Annotated in this window: 10 protein-coding genes and 1 pseudogene; 7 read left to right on the top strand and 4 right to left on the bottom strand. The window is 74.7% G+C overall.

The features are described 5' to 3' along the window. Positions 1–431: 431 nt before the first annotated feature. A complete protein-coding gene (gene dnaB / locus KSE_RS19180; protein WP_014136987.1) occupies positions 432–3,302 on the top strand; it encodes a replicative DNA helicase in 2,871 nt (956 codons plus the stop codon). A 171-nt stretch (positions 3,303–3,473) separates the two neighbouring features. On the opposite strand, the gene KSE_RS19175 is transcribed toward dnaB, so the two are convergent. Next, on the bottom strand, positions 3,474–4,718 hold the full coding sequence (locus tag KSE_RS19175; RefSeq protein WP_014136986.1) for a hypothetical protein: 1,245 nt from the start codon (positions 4,716–4,718) through the stop codon (positions 3,474–3,476). A 276-nt stretch (positions 4,719–4,994) separates the two neighbouring features. On the opposite strand from KSE_RS19175, the gene KSE_RS40175 reads away from it, so the two are divergent. Then, entirely contained in the window at positions 4,995–5,858 is an 864-nt protein-coding gene (locus tag KSE_RS40175) for a hypothetical protein (RefSeq protein WP_014136985.1), read from the top strand. A 192-nt stretch (positions 5,859–6,050) separates the two neighbouring features. Here the strand turns inward: KSE_RS40175 and KSE_RS19160 are convergent, their stop codons facing one another. Next, a complete protein-coding gene (locus KSE_RS19160) occupies positions 6,051–7,265 on the bottom strand; it encodes a GNAT family N-acetyltransferase (protein ID WP_033257734.1) in 1,215 nt (404 codons plus the stop codon). Between the two features lie 115 nt (positions 7,266–7,380). Between KSE_RS19160 and KSE_RS19155 the strand changes: the two genes are divergently transcribed. Both KSE_RS19155 and KSE_RS38600 read left to right on the top strand, forming a co-directional pair. After that, the gene (locus KSE_RS19155; RefSeq protein ID WP_014136983.1) at positions 7,381–7,932 is read left to right on the top strand and encodes an HD domain-containing protein; all 552 of its coding nucleotides are present in this window, start codon (positions 7,381–7,383) and stop codon (positions 7,930–7,932) included. Between the two features lie 283 nt (positions 7,933–8,215). Beyond that, complete coding sequence (locus KSE_RS38600) at positions 8,216–9,655, top strand: hypothetical protein (RefSeq protein WP_014136982.1); 1,440 nt, start codon at positions 8,216–8,218, stop codon at positions 9,653–9,655. Positions 9,656–9,741: 86 nt separating this feature from the next. Here KSE_RS38600 and manA read toward each other — a convergent pair whose 3' ends face one another. After that, positions 9,742–10,941, bottom strand: coding sequence for a mannose-6-phosphate isomerase, class I (gene manA / locus KSE_RS19145; protein ID WP_014136981.1), 1,200 nt, complete (start codon positions 10,939–10,941; stop codon positions 9,742–9,744). Positions 10,942–11,142: 201 nt separating this feature from the next. On the opposite strand from manA, the gene KSE_RS19140 reads away from it, so the two are divergent. The 3 genes and pseudogenes from KSE_RS19140 (at position 11,143) to KSE_RS19125 (ending at position 14,331) form a co-directional block, all read left to right on the top strand. Beyond that, entirely contained in the window at positions 11,143–12,087 is a 945-nt protein-coding gene (locus tag KSE_RS19140) for an MBL fold metallo-hydrolase (protein ID WP_148283117.1), read from the top strand. A 10-nt stretch (positions 12,088–12,097) separates the two neighbouring features. Continuing rightward, a pseudogene (locus tag KSE_RS46370) lies at positions 12,098–13,105 on the top strand (NTP transferase domain-containing protein). Positions 13,106–13,140: 35 nt separating this feature from the next. Continuing rightward, the gene (locus KSE_RS19125; protein ID WP_407927472.1) at positions 13,141–14,331 is read left to right on the top strand and encodes a molybdopterin molybdotransferase MoeA; all 1,191 of its coding nucleotides are present in this window, start codon (positions 13,141–13,143) and stop codon (positions 14,329–14,331) included. Positions 14,332–14,456: 125 nt separating this feature from the next. On the opposite strand, the gene KSE_RS19120 is transcribed toward KSE_RS19125, so the two are convergent. Then, positions 14,457–15,515 (bottom strand): potassium channel family protein, encoded by a 1,059-nt coding sequence (locus tag KSE_RS19120; RefSeq protein WP_051055880.1) that lies wholly within the window; start codon positions 15,513–15,515, stop codon positions 14,457–14,459. Position 15,516 lies beyond the last annotated feature (1 nt).

The following is a 15,516-nucleotide window of genomic DNA, read 5'->3' as shown; positions in this document are numbered from 1 at the left end:
TCATCCACAGGTAATGGTTGCACTTGCTTTGCGACTCTTACTCCACCGGTGGACGAGTGTGCCGTCGAACACGTCTTCGGTGGCGGGCCCGGTCGTGTGAAGAATTTCTCATGCACAGGCCGAAGGGGGAGTAGTACCAGGTCAGCGAGTTGACATTGGGGGGATAGGATGGTTATCCACAGGGTTGTACACAGCTCGGGCCGGGTTCTCCACAGCTTGTGAGCGGTTATCCACACCCCCTGTGGATAACCCGCCCGCCACCCGGGTGCCGCGCACCGCGGCACCGGCCGGATCCGGCAGCCGTTCAGGGACCGACCCGCGCGGGGCGGGTGCTGTCGGCTCGGTACCGTAAGAAGGACAGGCGCCGAAGACGGTACGCCACCGGCCAGGCCCGCACCAAACTCGCACCGCTCGCTGAACGGGGAACACGCGTGACCGGCCCCCAGTACGACGACCACGACGCCCCGCCCCCCGAGGACGACTGGCAGCCGTCCGACGACGCCTTCCCGCCGGACGCCTTCCCCGACGGCCCGGGCGACCGGCTGCCGGTCTCCCGCCGTTCGAACGGCCCGGCCGGCGGCCGCGAGGGCGGTTCCGGGGGCGGTTCGGGGGGCCGCGAGGGTGGGTCCGGCGGCTCCGGTGGCTCGGGCGGCTTCCAGCGGCGCGACGGCGGCAAGGGCGGCGACCGCTTCCCCGGCAAGGGCGAGCGCCGCGACCGGGACGGCGACCGCGAGGGCGGCTTCGGCGGCGGCGAGGGCTTCGAACGCGTCCCCCCGCAGGACCTGGCGGCCGAGCAGTCCGTGCTCGGCGGCATGCTGCTCTCCAAGGACGCCATCGCGGACGTCGTCGAGGTGCTCAAGCCCGCCGACTACTACCGCCCCGCCCACGAGCTGATCCACGGCGCGATCCTCGACCTCTACGCCCGCGGCGAGCCCGCCGACCCGATCACCGTGGCCGGCGAGCTCACCAAGCGCGGCGAACTGGCCCGCGTCGGCGGCGCCTCCTACCTGCACACCCTGGTCAACTCCGTCCCCACCGCGGCCAACGCCGAGTACTACGCCGAGATCGTCCACGAGCGCGCCGTCCTGCGCCGCCTGGTCGAGGCCGGCACCCGGATCGCCGGCATGGGCTACGCCGCCGAGGGCGACGTCGACGACATCGTCAACGCCGCCCAGGCCGAGATCTACGCCGTCACCGAACAGCGCACCAACGAGGACTACGCCCCGCTCGCCGACATCATGGAGGGCGCCCTCGACGAGATCGAGGCCATCGGCTCCCGCTCCGGCCAGATGTCCGGCGTCCCCACCGGCTTCGCCGACTTCGACGCCCTCACCAACGGCCTCCACCCCGGCCAGATGATCGTCATCGCGGCCCGCCCGGCCATGGGCAAGGCACTCGCCCTGGACACCCCGCTGCCCACCCCGGACGGCTGGACCACCATGGGCGAGGTCGCCGTGGGTGACCTGCTGCTCGACGCCGACGGCCGCCCCACCCGGGTGGTCGCCGCCACCGAGGTGATGGCCGACCGGCCCTGCTACGAGGTCCGTTTCGACGACGGCACCACCGTGATCGCCGACGCCGACCACCAGTGGCTCACCGAGACCCGGGCGACCCGCCGGAGCGGCGGGACCGGACGGGTCGTCACCACCAAGGAGATCGCCGCCACCCTGCGCTGCGACACCTCGGACGGCCGCGCCAACCACTCGGTGCGCAACACCTCCGCGCTCGACCTGCCCGAGCGGGACCTGCCCGTCCCGCCCTACGCCCTCGGCGCCTGGCTGGGCGACGGCCACACCGACGCCGCCCGGATCACCACCACCGACCCGGAGGTCCTGGAACGCCTCGCCGCGGACGGCCTGACGGCCCGCCGGATCGGCGACACCCCGACCTACGCGCTGCGCTACGACGTGGCGGAGCCGGAGACCTTCGAGCGGGCCTGCGTGGTCTGCGGCACGGTCTTCACCCCGAAGCTCGCCCACGTCCGCTCCTGCGGGCGCTCCTGCGGCGGCCGGGCCCGGCTGGTCTCCGCGCCCGTCCCGCCGACCACCTGCGCGGACTGCGGCGCTCCGTGCTCCTCGCCGTTCTCCGAGCCCCGCTGTGACGCCTGCACCCGGCGGCACGGCAGCCTGCTGACCGCCCTGCGCGACCTCGGCGTGCTCGGCCGCAAGCACATCCCGGCGCCCTACCTGCGGGGCTCCGAGGCCCAGCGGCGGGCCCTGCTGGCCGGGCTGCTGGACAGCGACGGCACCGTCAACGCCACCGGGTCGGTGCAGTTCGCGGTGACCAGCCGCGAACTCGCCGAGGGCTTCCGCGACCTGGTCGTGGGCCTCGGCCACCGGTGCGGCGTGGCCACCAGGCGGGTCGCCGGCCGCTCCGAGGCGTCCTCGACGGTCTGGACCGTCACCTTCACCCCCACCGGTGAGGTCTTCGGCCTGGCCCGCAAGCGGGCGGTCCACGCCGAGCGCCGGCGCCCGGCCACCCCGAGGCTCCGGCAGCGCTACGTGGTGGAGGTCCGCGAGATCGACAGCGTGCCCGTCCGGTGCGTCGAGGTCGACAACCCCGACCACCTGTACCTGGCCACCCGGTCGATGGTGCCCACCCACAACTCGACCCTCGCACTGGACTTCGCGCGGGCCTGCTCGATCCACCACAACCTGCCGAGCGTGATCTTCTCGCTCGAAATGGGCCGCAACGAGATCGCCATGCGCCTGCTGTCGGCGGAGGCGCGGGTGGCGCTGCACCACATGCGGTCGGGGAACATGACCGACGACGACTGGACGCGGGTGGCGCGGCGGATGCCGGACGTCAGCGCGGCGCCGCTGTACATCGACGACTCGCCGAACCTGTCGATGATGGAGATCCGGGCCAAGTGCCGGCGGCTCAAGCAGCGCAACGACCTGCGGCTGGTGGTCATCGACTACCTGCAGCTGATGCAGTCCGGCGGTTCGCGGCGGGCGGAGAGCCGGCAGCAGGAGGTCTCCGACATGTCCCGAAACCTCAAGCTGCTGGCGAAGGAGCTGGAGGTCCCGGTGATCGCGCTCTCCCAGCTGAACCGAGGCCCCGAGCAGCGCACCGACAAGAAGCCGATGGTCTCCGACCTGCGCGAGTCCGGCTCGATCGAGCAGGACGCCGACATGGTCATCCTGCTGCACCGGGAGGACGCCTACGAGAAGGAGTCCCCGCGGGCCGGCGAGGCCGACCTGATCGTGGCCAAGCACCGCAACGGCCCGACCGCGACCATCACCGTCGCCTTCCAGGGCCACTACTCGCGCTTCGTCGACATGACCCGGGACGTGACCTGACGCGCAGGTTCCCGAACCTCGTGCCATCGAGCCTCCGCAGGGCGGTCGCCTTCGCGGGCGGCGACGAGCACGGTGACCCGCTCGACGTCCCGGGCAGCCGGCCGCCACCCGATGGGTGGCCGCCCGGGGGCGGCCCGGTGGGTCGCCGCTTCTCCACGCGGGTGCCCGCGTTCACCCGCTGGTGGGCTCCGTCGCCGGCGGGATGCCGCACCGCCGGCAGTCGTTCGCGTGGTCGTCCTGGCAGACGTAGCCGATGCTGCCTTCCACGCACCACTCAGCGGCTTCCTCGGACAGCAGGTCGGGCCCGGCAAGGAGCAGTCGACGAAGTTCCGTGCTGTCCGCGATGTCGGCCGGGCGGTTGGTGGACCACTCGTCGAACCAGGGCTTGTCCCGGTGGACGCTCCAGTGCGCGTTCTCCCGGTCGTCGGCGGCCGTGAGGAACCGATCGACGACGCGCCCCCAACTCGGAGCTCCGAACCAGCCGTTGTCGTACGCGCAGAAGAACTCGATCAGGGTCCGCAGGCCGAACTCCTTCTCGTGCAGGCGGTACGTCCGCCCCCATGAGATCGCGACCTGTGCCATCTCCGCGAGTTCTTCTCGCGGATCGACCTGGTGCGCCGGGTCGTCGGCGTTGTGGCAGGCCAGCCCGAGTTCGAGCACGGACTGCCCGGTCGGTAGCACCCGGGACGGGTCGACGACCGCGAGACCGACGGCGATCCAGTCGACGTGGTCGAACGACAGCATCGAGCGCACGAGCCGGGTGGTGGCCACGTTGATCCGCATCATCGTGCCGTCGTGGAGCGGACTCGTACCGGCGTGCCAGTTCTCGACGGGTGTGTTGCGCCACACGGCGAGCGTGATGCGCGTGGCGGCCAGCCACAGCAGGGCGTCGTCGTCGAGGTGCCCGAACCGCTTGGCACACTCCTGGGCCCCGTAGGGGATCAACTCTCCCGGTTTCGGCCACCCGTGGCTGCCAGGCCCTTCGGGCTCTTCCGGCGCGTACTCGTAGTCGTCGGCGTACTCGTCGAGGATCTCTCTCAACTCGGCGGTGCTGTAAGCCTCGTTGTACTCGTAGCCGTCCGCGACGGTGTACACGTCGTGGTCCCATGACACGTGTACGTCGTCCCAGAGGACGACGTCGTCGCACTCGATGGCGTCATCCGTCACGACCGGCCTGATGGCGATCGGCGCGGTGCGCCCGTCGGTTCGCTCGTCGTCCTTGTCGGCGGCCCAGGCGGTGATGACGCCGAGCGGCTTCGGAAGGAGAGGGCCGATCTCGGTGATGCCGAACGGCTCGTCGTCGTCCTCGGTGTCGAACCGGCTGTTGACGAACGCGACCGCCTCGGAGGGCGTGCTGACGACGGACTGGGCACCGCTCTCGTTGTCGACCACTCGCCACAACGCGCTGTTCTTCACGATGTTCTCCGATCGCGGTGAGCGCACCCGCTGCGGGTGCCGCGCGCCGGGTCGCTCGGCGCTGACTCGAATTATGAACCGATCAATCCGTCCGTAGGCCGGCAGGCGCTTGCCGGCGACGGCTCTCGGGACGTTCCGTCAGAGAAACGTCCAGGTCGCAGGACCGTTACCTGACAGTGAAGTTGAGAACCCGCAGGACCTCACACGCGGTTGCCGGGCCCCACGGCGGGGAGCCGGTGCCGGCGGCTGTCGCACCGGGAGGACACAATTCAGCGCATGCACGAGACCTTTGTCGACCTGGGAACCGTCGATGCGCCGTCCGGTGTGCTGGTGCTCGGCATGGCCGGGTGGATCGACCACTGGCGGGAGCTGGGGCAGCCCCTGTCCGAGCGGGCCGGGGCGGCGGCCGCGGCGGGCGGAGGGCACCTGCGCGACTGGTTGTGCGAGGTGGTCGCGGTGCCGGCGGCCGCGGATCGGCCGCTGAGGGTGAGGGCGAGCACCTCGCCGTCCCCGTTCGACGAGGAACCGGCGATCGCGACCCTGGAGATCGGCCTCGGCCTTCCGTGGCCCGGGCCCGTGGACCGGTCGGTGCCGGTCCCGCTCGGGGACCTGCCCGTCGACCGGTGCGGCACGGTCATCGGTGACGCGGCGGGGCTGGACACGTGGACGGGGATGAACGGCGAGCCGGCCGACGGGCTCGCCGACGTCTTCTACTGGGGCCGGTACGCGGACGACGCGCACGCCGAGTTCGGCGGCGGGCGGATCGCGCAGCACGGCGTCGACGGGCCGCACGGGTGGCTCGACCTCCCGTTGGCCGAGGCGGCCGCCCGCGCGGCCGAACTCACCGCCTGGTGCGACCGCCTCCACGGCAGGGGCCTCATGGTCTCGATCGACAAGCACACCGACGACCACCGCTTCCGGCGCGCCGGGTGGCACCACCCGCTCCGCGCCGGAGCGATCGAGGTCGGCGGCTGCCGGGTGCTCGGCGTCGAATGGGACCAGGGTGACCACTCGATCAGGCACCGCGGCGAGCGGGACGCCGGCCAGGTCTATCCGGTCACGCTCGAAGCCGACGAGGCGGGCGAGACGGTGCTGCGGTGGACCATCCCGCCCCACGACTTCGACGACGGGGACGAGTGACGAGCCCGGTCCGGTGGAACCGCCGCCGTGCCGGCCGGTCTCCGGCTGGTCGGCGGGGACGAGCGGCAGGCCGCCGGTGCGCGGGCTGGGCGTGTCGGCGGCGGTCGGGCCGTGCGGGAGGAGCAGGTGCGTGCGGGCAGGGTGCGCACCGGGTCGGACGGGGTGGCCGGGGACGGGTGGTGGCCGCCGGGGTCAGAACCAGTGCAGGCAGTGCGGTTCGCGGTCGGAGCGGAACAGGGCGTCGGCGCGGGCGGGGGCGTCGGGGTGGTGGGCGTGGAGGTGGCCGGCGCGGACCAGGGTGCTGGGGAGGGTGCCGCCGAGCAGGATCGAGCCGAGGTCGCTGATGTCGAGGGAGAGGTCGGGGGCGCGGTCGGTGGGGACGCAGGACGCCTCGCCGCCGCGGACGGTCAGCAGGTGGCGGTGGTGCTCACCGAGGAAGGGGTCGTCGACGTCGAGGACGAGTTCGCCGTCGGTGCTCCAGCCGCGGGCGGTGAGCGCGGCGGGCACGTCCAGCACCCGGGCCCAGAGCCAGTCGGTGTGCTTGCCCTGTTCGGCGGCGTTGTAGTCGGCGAGCTGCCAGGGCAGCGGGTGGTCCGGCGGGACGTGCCGGAACACCACCTGCTGGACGAGGTCGTGGCCGAGCAGGTAGCGGGCGAGCGCGGTGTACGCGGCGTCGGTGGCGGCGACGGTCTCGTCCACGACCAGGCTGCGCTTGTCCTCGATCGCGTAGCTGGCGTACCCGTCGGGGGTGCCGTCGGCGTCCCGGTGCAGGGCGACGTAGCGGGGCTTGGGGGCGATCGGGGGCTGGCCGGCGCCGCGGGCCCACCAGCGGTGCGGCCGGGAGACGGCGCCGGGGCGGGTGCGCCGGTGGCGGTCGTAGACCTGCTCCAGCAGGTCGACGGCCTGGTCGCGGTGCAGGAGTTCGACCGTTCCGGCGGGTTCGGCGGCGCCGGAGCGCGGCGGGGTGAGCGCGGCCTTGTGCCGGGGGACGGTCAGCGCGCGGGTGTAGGTGGCGGGGCCGTAGCCGAAGCGCCGGTAGATCAGCGCCTCGGAGGCGAGCAGGACGGCCACCGCCTCGCCGCGGGCCCGCAGGTCGGCGAGCTGGCGGCGCATCATCGCGGTGAGCACGCCCCGCCGCCGGTGCGAGGGCAGCACGCCGACGGCGGTCACGCCGGAGACCGGGACGATCCGCCCGCCGGGGAGGGTGAGTTCGAGGGTGTAGGCGCCGGCGGTGCCGATCGCCCGGCCGTCCGCGTCGCGGGCGAGCAGGCCGCGCTCCGGCTCGAACGCCGACCACCAGGCGCCGGTGCCGTCCTCGCCGACCGGGTCGACGAACAGCGCGAACGCGGCGTGCATCGTCTCGACGAAGAGCTGGTGGTCCTGCGCGCTGGTGGGCCTGATGTCGATCACTGCCGTCGCTTTCCGGGGTCGCCGTCTCGGTCGTCCGGGACAGTGCAGCCGGAGCGCGCGCACACGGTCAAGTGATTAAGCGGGGGCGCCCGTTCGGGTAGGGTCGCCCGCCATGGACGATGGTCTGGAGTTGCGCCCGCTGCCGGACGGAGTGCTGTCGCTGCTGGCGGGTCTGGCCGCTCCGCCGCGGCTGGTGGCGCACCTGCGGCTGGTGCACGACGTGGCCGCCCGGCTGGTCGACTGGACGGCCGGGCACTGTCCGGAGCTGCCGGTGGACCGGGCCGCGGTGCTGTTCGGGGCGGCCACCCACGACATCGGGAAGGTCCGGCACCGCTCGGAGCTGTCCGGTCCCGGCTCGGCGCACGAGCCGACCGGGCGGGAGCTGCTGCTGGCCGCCGGGGTGCCGCCCGAGCTGGCCCGGTTCGCGGCCGGGCACGCCGACTGGGGCCCGTCCTCCCCGCCCGAGGACCTGCTGGTCAGCCTGGCCGACAAGATCTGGAAGGACCGGCGGGTGCCCGAGCTGGAGGACCTGTTGGTGGACGCGCTGGCCCGGGCGGGCGGCGGCGAGCGCTGGTCCTGGTTCCTGGCGCTGGACGAGGAGTTGACCGCGATCGGCGCTGGCGCGCCGGCCCGGCTGGCCCACCAGGCGGCGTTCCCGCTCTAGGCGTTCCCGCTGCTCGGAGGGGTCCCGCCGGGCGGCGTTTTCCCTGTCATGGCCACGACATTACGTCCGGAGTCGGACTGGCGGGTTGGGGACAGCCGGAACCCCTACCGGGGGCTTCCGGGCCGGGCGAAGCTGGTGACCGCCGCCAGGGGGAAGCCCGAACGGCCACCGGACGAAGCGCCGACCGCTGTTCCTGCAGGACAGCCGTCCGCCGAATCCCGCCGAGCGGCCCGAGGGCCCGGCACACCACCCACTGACCGCACCGCTGTGAAGGGGATCCGCCATGTCTTCCACCCGTACCTCCAAGGTCCTGCGCACCGCCCTGGCCGCCGCCATCGCCCTCTCCGGCGCGATCGCCACCACCGCCGTCACGGTCGCCACCGCGACCACCGCGCAGGCCGCGTCCTCGGTCGACGGCCAGATCACCCGCGGCGAGGTGATCCAGCGCGCCCAGTACTGGTACGGCAAGACCATCGCCTACAACCAGGGCGCCACCTACCCGGACTCCTCCGGCCGCGCCTACCGCACCGACTGCTCCGGCTACGTCTCGATGGCCTGGCACCTCGGCGCCAGCCCCAGCACCCAGGGCCTGCCCGGCTACGCCACCGAGATCCCGCGCAGCCAGCTCAAGGCGGGCGACATCCTGAACAGCTTCTACGACCACGTGATCCTGTTCGAGAAGTGGGACGACGCCGCGCACACCACCTTCTCCTACTACTCGTTCGGCTCGACCCCGGTGAAGCACCGCACCGGCATCTCGATCAACGCCGCGACCTTCGACTCGCACCCCAACGGCGACTACAAGGCCTACCGCTACAACAAGATCGTCGACGACGCCGTGTCCGACTCCTGGGGCGTCACCCAGTCGATCACCGTCGCCGCCACCGGCACCACCGCGCGGCTCAACCTGATCGGCTCGGACGGCGCGCTCTACAGCACCGACGGCGACTACGCGGGCGCCGGCTGGACCAACGTCTGGGGCCGGCTGGACGGCAGCGCGCTGAAGGGCCTGACCAGCGTCACCGCCAACAACGTGGTGCACGTCTTCGCGCTGGGCTCCAACGGCCGCGTGTACGGCAAGGACGCGGACTACACCACCGGCCAGTGGTCGGCCTGGGCCGAGGTGCCCGGCGGCGCGGCCGGCGCGACCTCGCTCTCCGCCGCGATGGTCGGCAACACCGTCCACCTGCAGATCGTCGGCGCGGACGGCGCGCTCTACAACACCGACGGCGACTACGCGGGCGGCGGCTGGACCGGCCGCTGGGACCGGCTGGACAGCAGCGGGCTGAAGGGCCTCACCAGCGTGTCGTCCGGCAACGTGGTGCACGTCTTCGCGCTCGGCTCCAACGGCGAGGTCTACGGCAAGGACGCGGACTACGGCACCGGCCAGTGGTCGGGCTGGAGCGCCGTGCCCGGCGGCGCGGCCGGCGCCAGGTCGCTGACCGCCGCGATGACCGGCAACACCGTCCACCTGCAGATCGTCGGCGCGGACGGCGCGCTCTACACCACGGACGGCAACTACTCGACCGGCAACTGGAACGCCACCTGGGTCAAGCAGGACGCCAAGGCGATGAAGTCGCTGACCAGCACGGTCGTCAACAACGTGGTGCACGTCTTCGGCGTCGGCGCCGACGACCGGGTCTACGGCAAGGACGCGGACTACAACACCGGCCAGTGGAGCGGCTGGAGCGAGGTCCCGGGCGGCGCGGTCGCCACCTCCTGACCCCGGAACCCCGGCGCCCGAGCGGGCCGCCCCGTCCCTCCGCGGACCGGGCGGTCCGTCCGCGTCGGCGGGCCGGTCAGGGCCGGTCAGGGCCGGTCGAGGGTGACGGTGGCGCGGAAGACCGTCGCGCCGGGGCCGTCGAGCAGCGTGTCGGTGCCGGTCGCCGGGAGGAACGCGGACTCGCCCCGGTGGAGCGTCAACTCCTTGCCACCGGAGGTGAGTCGGGCCGTGCCGGCGGTACAGAGCAGGATCTGCGGGGCGCTGCCGGGCAGGACGGCGGGACGGTCGGCGAGCTCGTGGCGGGAGAGCCGGAACTCGTCGACCGGCACCGGGTAGAGCCGCTCCCCGTCCGGGCCGGCGGCCGGGCGCAGCACCTCCGGGAGGCCGCTGCGGAAGCCGACCACCTTCAGCAGTTCGGGGACGTCCACGTGCTTGGGCGTGAAGCCGCAGCGCAGCACGTTGTCGGAGTTGGCCATGATCTCGATGCCGGTGCCGCGCAGGTAGGCGTGCGGCAGGCCGGCGCCGAGGTACAGCGCCTCGCCGTCCGCCAGCCGGACGTGGTTGAGCAGCAGGGCGGCGACCAGCCCGGGGTCGCCGGGGTACTCGGCGGCGGCGAAGGCGTACCCGGCCAGCGCGCCGGTCGGGTCGGACGCGGCGCCGGCGGTGACGGCCCGGGCGACGGCCTCCACGGTGGCGCGGCCCGCGGGCCCGGTCAGGGCGAGCGCCCCGGCCAGCGCACCGGCCAGCGCCTCCGGCTCCGGCTTGGTGCGGAGCAGCTCGACCAGCGGCTCCAGGCCGGGCACGTCGAGCGAGGCCATCAGGTCGGCCGCGTCGGCGGGCGCCCGGAAGCCGCACAGGCCCTCCAGGTCGCCGAGCGCGCAGATCAGTTCGGGCTTGTGGTTGGCGTCCCGGTAGTTGCGCTGCGGCGCGTCGACCGGGACGCCGCGGGCCTCCTCGGCGGCGAACCCGGCGCGGGCCTGGGCGAGGGTCGGGTGCACCTGGAGGGAGAGCGGCACGGCGGCGGCGAGCACCTTGAGCAGGAACGGCAGCGTCGGCCCGAACCGTTCGACGGACCCGGCCCCCAGCTCGGCGACCGGGTCGGCGGCGATCACCGCGTCCAGCGCGACCGGCCCGGCGCCGCGGTCGACCCGGGACGGCGCGCCGGGGTGGGCGCCCATCCACAGCTCGGCCTGCGGGGCACCGGTGGCGGGCCGGCCGAGCAGCCCGGGCAGGGCGGTCGCCGAGCCCCAGGCGTAGTCGCGGACGGTGTTGTCGAGCCGGTCCATCAAGTGCTCCCGGAATGGTGTGTGCAGAGGTACCCGGTGCCCGGAGACCACCGAGAATAGTCGACGCCCGCGAGCCGCCGGGGGGCGGTGGTGATCACCCTCCTGGGCGCGCCCACCCGGCGGCGCGGGGGCCTTCCGGCCAGGCTGGACGGTACGGGACCGCCTCGGTCCCGCCGCCGTCCACCGACCAGGGGAGCAGCCGTGACCGCTTCAGTGTCCGACGAGAGCGGCCACGGCCCGGTACCGGCCTACCGCCCGCTGGAGGTGGAGGTCTTCACCGGCCCGGAGAGCGCGTTCTTCGCCACCTCCAGCCTGGTGATGGGCGAGCGGACGGCGATCCTGGTCGACGCCCAGCTGACCCGGAGCGCCGGGCGCGAACTGGCCGAGTGGATCGCCGGCAAGGGCCGCGAGCTGCTCGCCATCGTGATCAGCCACCAGCACCCCGACCACTACTTCGGCGCCGAGGAGGTGCTGCGGCTGTTCCCGACCGCGCGGCTGCTGGCCGCGCCCTCGGTGGTGGAGGGCATCGGGCAGACCGCGGCCGCCAAGGTCGCGCAGTGGAAGCCGGTCTACGGCGACGACATCCCGGACCAGCCGCTGCTGCCCGCGCCGCTGCTGCCGCAGCCGCTGATGATCGACGGCCAGCTGATCCGGGTCCTGCAGCTCGGCCAGGGCGACAGCGCCGGCTCCACCCTCACCCACCTGCCGAGCGTCCGCACCGTGATCGCGGGCGACTTCGCGTACAACGGCACCCACGTCTGGACGGCCGACACCGACCCGGCCGCCCGCGACCAGTGGTCGCACAACCTGGGCCTGATCGCCGACCTCGGCGTCGACCGGGTGATCGCCGGCCACCGCGCCCCCGGCATGGACGACGCCGCGCACCGGGTGCTCGCCTTCACCGCCGGCTACCTGCGCGACTTCGACGAGGCCCTGCACGACCACCCCGAGGACGCGGAGGCGCTGGCCGCGGCCGTCAACGAGCGCTACGGCGGCCTCACCCTGCCGGCGATCCTGGAGCACGGCGCGGCGGCGAACGTCGCCCGCCGGGAGATCCCGGTCGAGGAGCCGGTCGACGAGGGGGCGGCCGCGCGGGAGCCGGCGGAGGGGCCCGGCGCGGAGGGGCCCGGCGGCGGGGAGCGGTGATACTGCCGGGGTGACGTGGACGCGGGAGCGGGCGGGGACGGCGGGCGGGTACGACGCGGTGGCCGCGGCGGGCGGGGCCGGCCGCCGGCTCGGCGGGGCGGACAAGCCGGCCCTGACGGTCGGCGGGCGCCCGCTGCTCGACCTGGTCCTGGCGGCCTGCCCGGACGCCCGGCAGCTGCTGGTGGTCGGCCCCGAGCGCCGCACCGAACGCGCCGGGGTCCGCTGGCTGCGCGAGGACCCGCCGGGCGGCGGCCCGGTCGCGGCGGTGGCCGCCGCGCTCCCCGAGGTCACCGCGCCCCGGCTGCTGCTGCTCGCCGCCGACCTGCCCTTCCTGGACGTCGCGACGGTCCGGCGGCTGCTCGCCGCGCTCGACGACCCCGCCCGCGACGGCGCCCTGCTGGTCGACGCGGACGGCCGCGACCAGCCGCTCGCCGCCGCCTACCGCACCGCCGCGCTGCGCACCGCGCTCGCCGCCCTCGGCGACCCGGCCGGCCGGCCGCTGCGCGCCCTGCTCGCCGGGCTCCGGCTGGCCCGGCTGCCCGACCCGGCGGACGCCTCCTTCGACTGCGACACCTGGACCGACCTGGCCGAGGCCCGCGAGCGGGCGGAACGCCGGTAGCGGGCGTTCCGGGCGGCCGCACCGGGGGCCGGACGGGACGGTGGGGAAACGACGTGAGGCACTCGCACCCGCGGGTGAGGGGTGCGGCGCCGCGGATCGGGCAGCATGGGCCCCATGGAGCGCACATTGGACGAGTGGATGGCCGCGGCCGGAGCCGAGTTGGGCCTGGACCTGGCGGTGGACGTCCGCGGGCTGCTGGACATGACGCGGGTGGTCGCGCACGGCGTCGAGCGCCCGGCCGCGCCGCTCACCGCGTTCCTGGTGGGCTACGCGGCGGCCCGGCGCGGCGGCGGCGCGGCGGCGGTGGCCGAGGCGAACGCCGCCGTGACGGCGCTGGCCGAGCGCTGGGCCGCCGAGGCGGCGGCCGGGGCGCGGGCCGGGGACGGGGAGGGGCCGTGAGCCAGGCGGCGGCGGAGCGGACCGGCGGCGTCCGGGTGACCTCGGTGGCGGCCACGCTGCGCGGCGGCCCGTGGCCGGCCGCCCGCCGGGCGGCGGTGGCGGCGGGGCGCCCGCTGCCGGTGGAACGGGTCGAGCTGGCGGCGGCGGCCGGGCGGACGCTGGCCGAACCGCTGGTCGCGCTCACCGACCTGCCGGCCTTCGACACCTCCGCGATGGACGGCTGGGCGGTGGCCGGCCCCGGCCCGTGGCGGCTGGCCGGCCGGGTGCTGGCGGGCCAGGAGTGCGCGCCGCTGGCGGACGGCGCGGCGGTGGAGATCGCCACCGGCGCCCAACTGCCGCCCGGCGCCACCGGCGTGCTCCGGCGCGAGCACGGCACCCGCACCGAACTGCCGGGCGGTGGAGCCGAGTTGCGCGGCGCGGTGCTGCCGGGGCAGGACGTCAGGCCGCGCGGGCAGGAGTGCGGCAGCGGCGAGGAGCTGCTGCCCGCGGGGCTGCCGGTGACCCCGGCGGTGCTCGGGCTGGCCGCCGCCGCCGGACACGACCGGCTGGCCGTGCACCGCCGTCCGACCGTGGAACTGCTGGTGCTGGGCGACGAGTTGCTGACCTCCGGGCTGCCCGGCCCGGGTCGGGTGCGGGACGCGCTCGGCCCGCTGCTGCCGCCCTGGCTGGCCGCGGCGGGAGCGGAACTGCTGGGCGGCCGCCACGTCCGGGACGACTTCGGGCTGCTGCGGGACGCGATCCGGCACTCGCCCGCCGACCTGGTGCTCACCACCGGCGGCACCGCGGCCGGGCCGGTGGACTTCCTGCACGCCGCGCTGGAGGCGACCGGCGGGCACCCGCTGGTGGACGGGGTGGCGGTGCGCCCCGGGCACCCGATGCTGCTGGCGGCGCTGCCCGGCGGCCGCCACCTGGTGGGCCTGCCCGGCAACCCGCTGGCGGCGGTGGCCGGCACCGTCACGCTGGCCCTGCCGCTGCTGCACGCGCTGTCCGGCCGCGCCGTCCCGCCCGGCGGCCCGGCCGAACCGCTGGCCGCCGCGCTGCCCGGCCACCCGCGCGACACCCGCCTGCACCCGGTCCGCCGCACCGCCGCCGGACTGGCGCCCCTGCCGCACGACGGCCCCGCCATGCTCCGCGGCCTGGCCCGCGCCGACGCCCTGGCCGTCGTCCCGCCCGGCGGCCTGGCGGCGGGGGAGTACGCGGAGGTGCTGGCGCTGCCCGCGTTCTGACCGGGGCGTTCCACGTGGAACCGGCCGCCCCGGGGCACCGCTGCCGCCAGCGCTGGCCGAAAACGGGGTGTTCCACGTGGAACACCCCGGAAGCGGATGTTCCACGTGGAACCGGGCGGGGGTGGTCAGTGGGTGACCGGGGCGCCCGGCTTGATGACGATCAGGCGGTCGGTGAGCTGCAGGGTGGCCGCCTCCGGTTCGGTGTAGTTGAGCACCCGGCGGCCGCGGACCACCGCGACCACCAGGTCGGGCAGTTCGCGCGGGCTGAGGCCGGCCTCGGCCTTGGTGACCGGGCGCTCGGCGACGTCCAGGCCGTCGCCGTAGGTCAGCAGGTCCTCCATCACCGCGCCCGCGTTGGGGCTGAGCATCGACATGCCGAGCAGGCGGCCGGCCGAGCTGGAGGAGGTGACGACGACGTCCGCGCCGCTCTGCCGGAGCAGCGGGGCGTTCTCGTCCTCGCGGACGGCGGCGACCACGGTGGCGCCCTTGTTGAGCTGGCGGGCGGTCAGGGTGATCAGCGCGGCGGTGTCGTCGCGCTCGGGGGCGACCACCACCTTGGCGGCGCGCGGGAGTTCGGCCCGGATCAGGGTGGCGGCCCGGGTGGCGTCGCCGAGCACGCCGACCAGGCCGTCGTGGGTGGCCTGGTCGATCGCCTTGGCCTGCGGGTCGACCACCACGATCGAGTCCTTCGGGACGCCCTGGCCGAGCAGGGTGTCGACGGCGCTGCGGCCCTTGGTGCCGTAGCCGATGACGACGGTGTGGTCCCGCACGGTCTGCCTCCAGCGTTCGATCCGCCACTGCAGGCGGGTGCGTTCGGTCAGCACTTCGAGGGTCGTGCCGACCAGGATGATCAGGAAGACCACGCGCAGCGGGGTGATCACGAAGATGTTCACCAGCCGCGCGGTGTCGCTCACCGGGGTGATGTCGCCGTACCCGGTGGTGGAGAGGGTGACGGTGGCGTAGTACGCCGAGTCGAGCAGGCTGACCGAGGAGTCGGCGTTGTCGTTGTAGCCGGCGTGGTCCGCGTACACGATCAGCGTGGTGGCGATCAGCACGCCCAGCGCCAGCAGCAGCCGGCGGGCGACCTGCCGCAGCGGTGGCCGGCCGGGGCGGGCCGGGAGGGCGATCCGGCGGGTGGGGTCGGTGGTGTCGGTGCCCGCGTCCCGGACTCGACTGCGCGTCAGG

It is taken from the genome of Kitasatospora setae KM-6054 (genome assembly GCF_000269985.1).
GTDB lineage: Bacteria > Actinomycetota > Actinomycetes > Streptomycetales > Streptomycetaceae > Kitasatospora > Kitasatospora setae.
The sequence above is the reverse complement of the archived record's forward strand: the minus strand, read 5'-3'. Positions and strand labels throughout refer to the sequence as shown.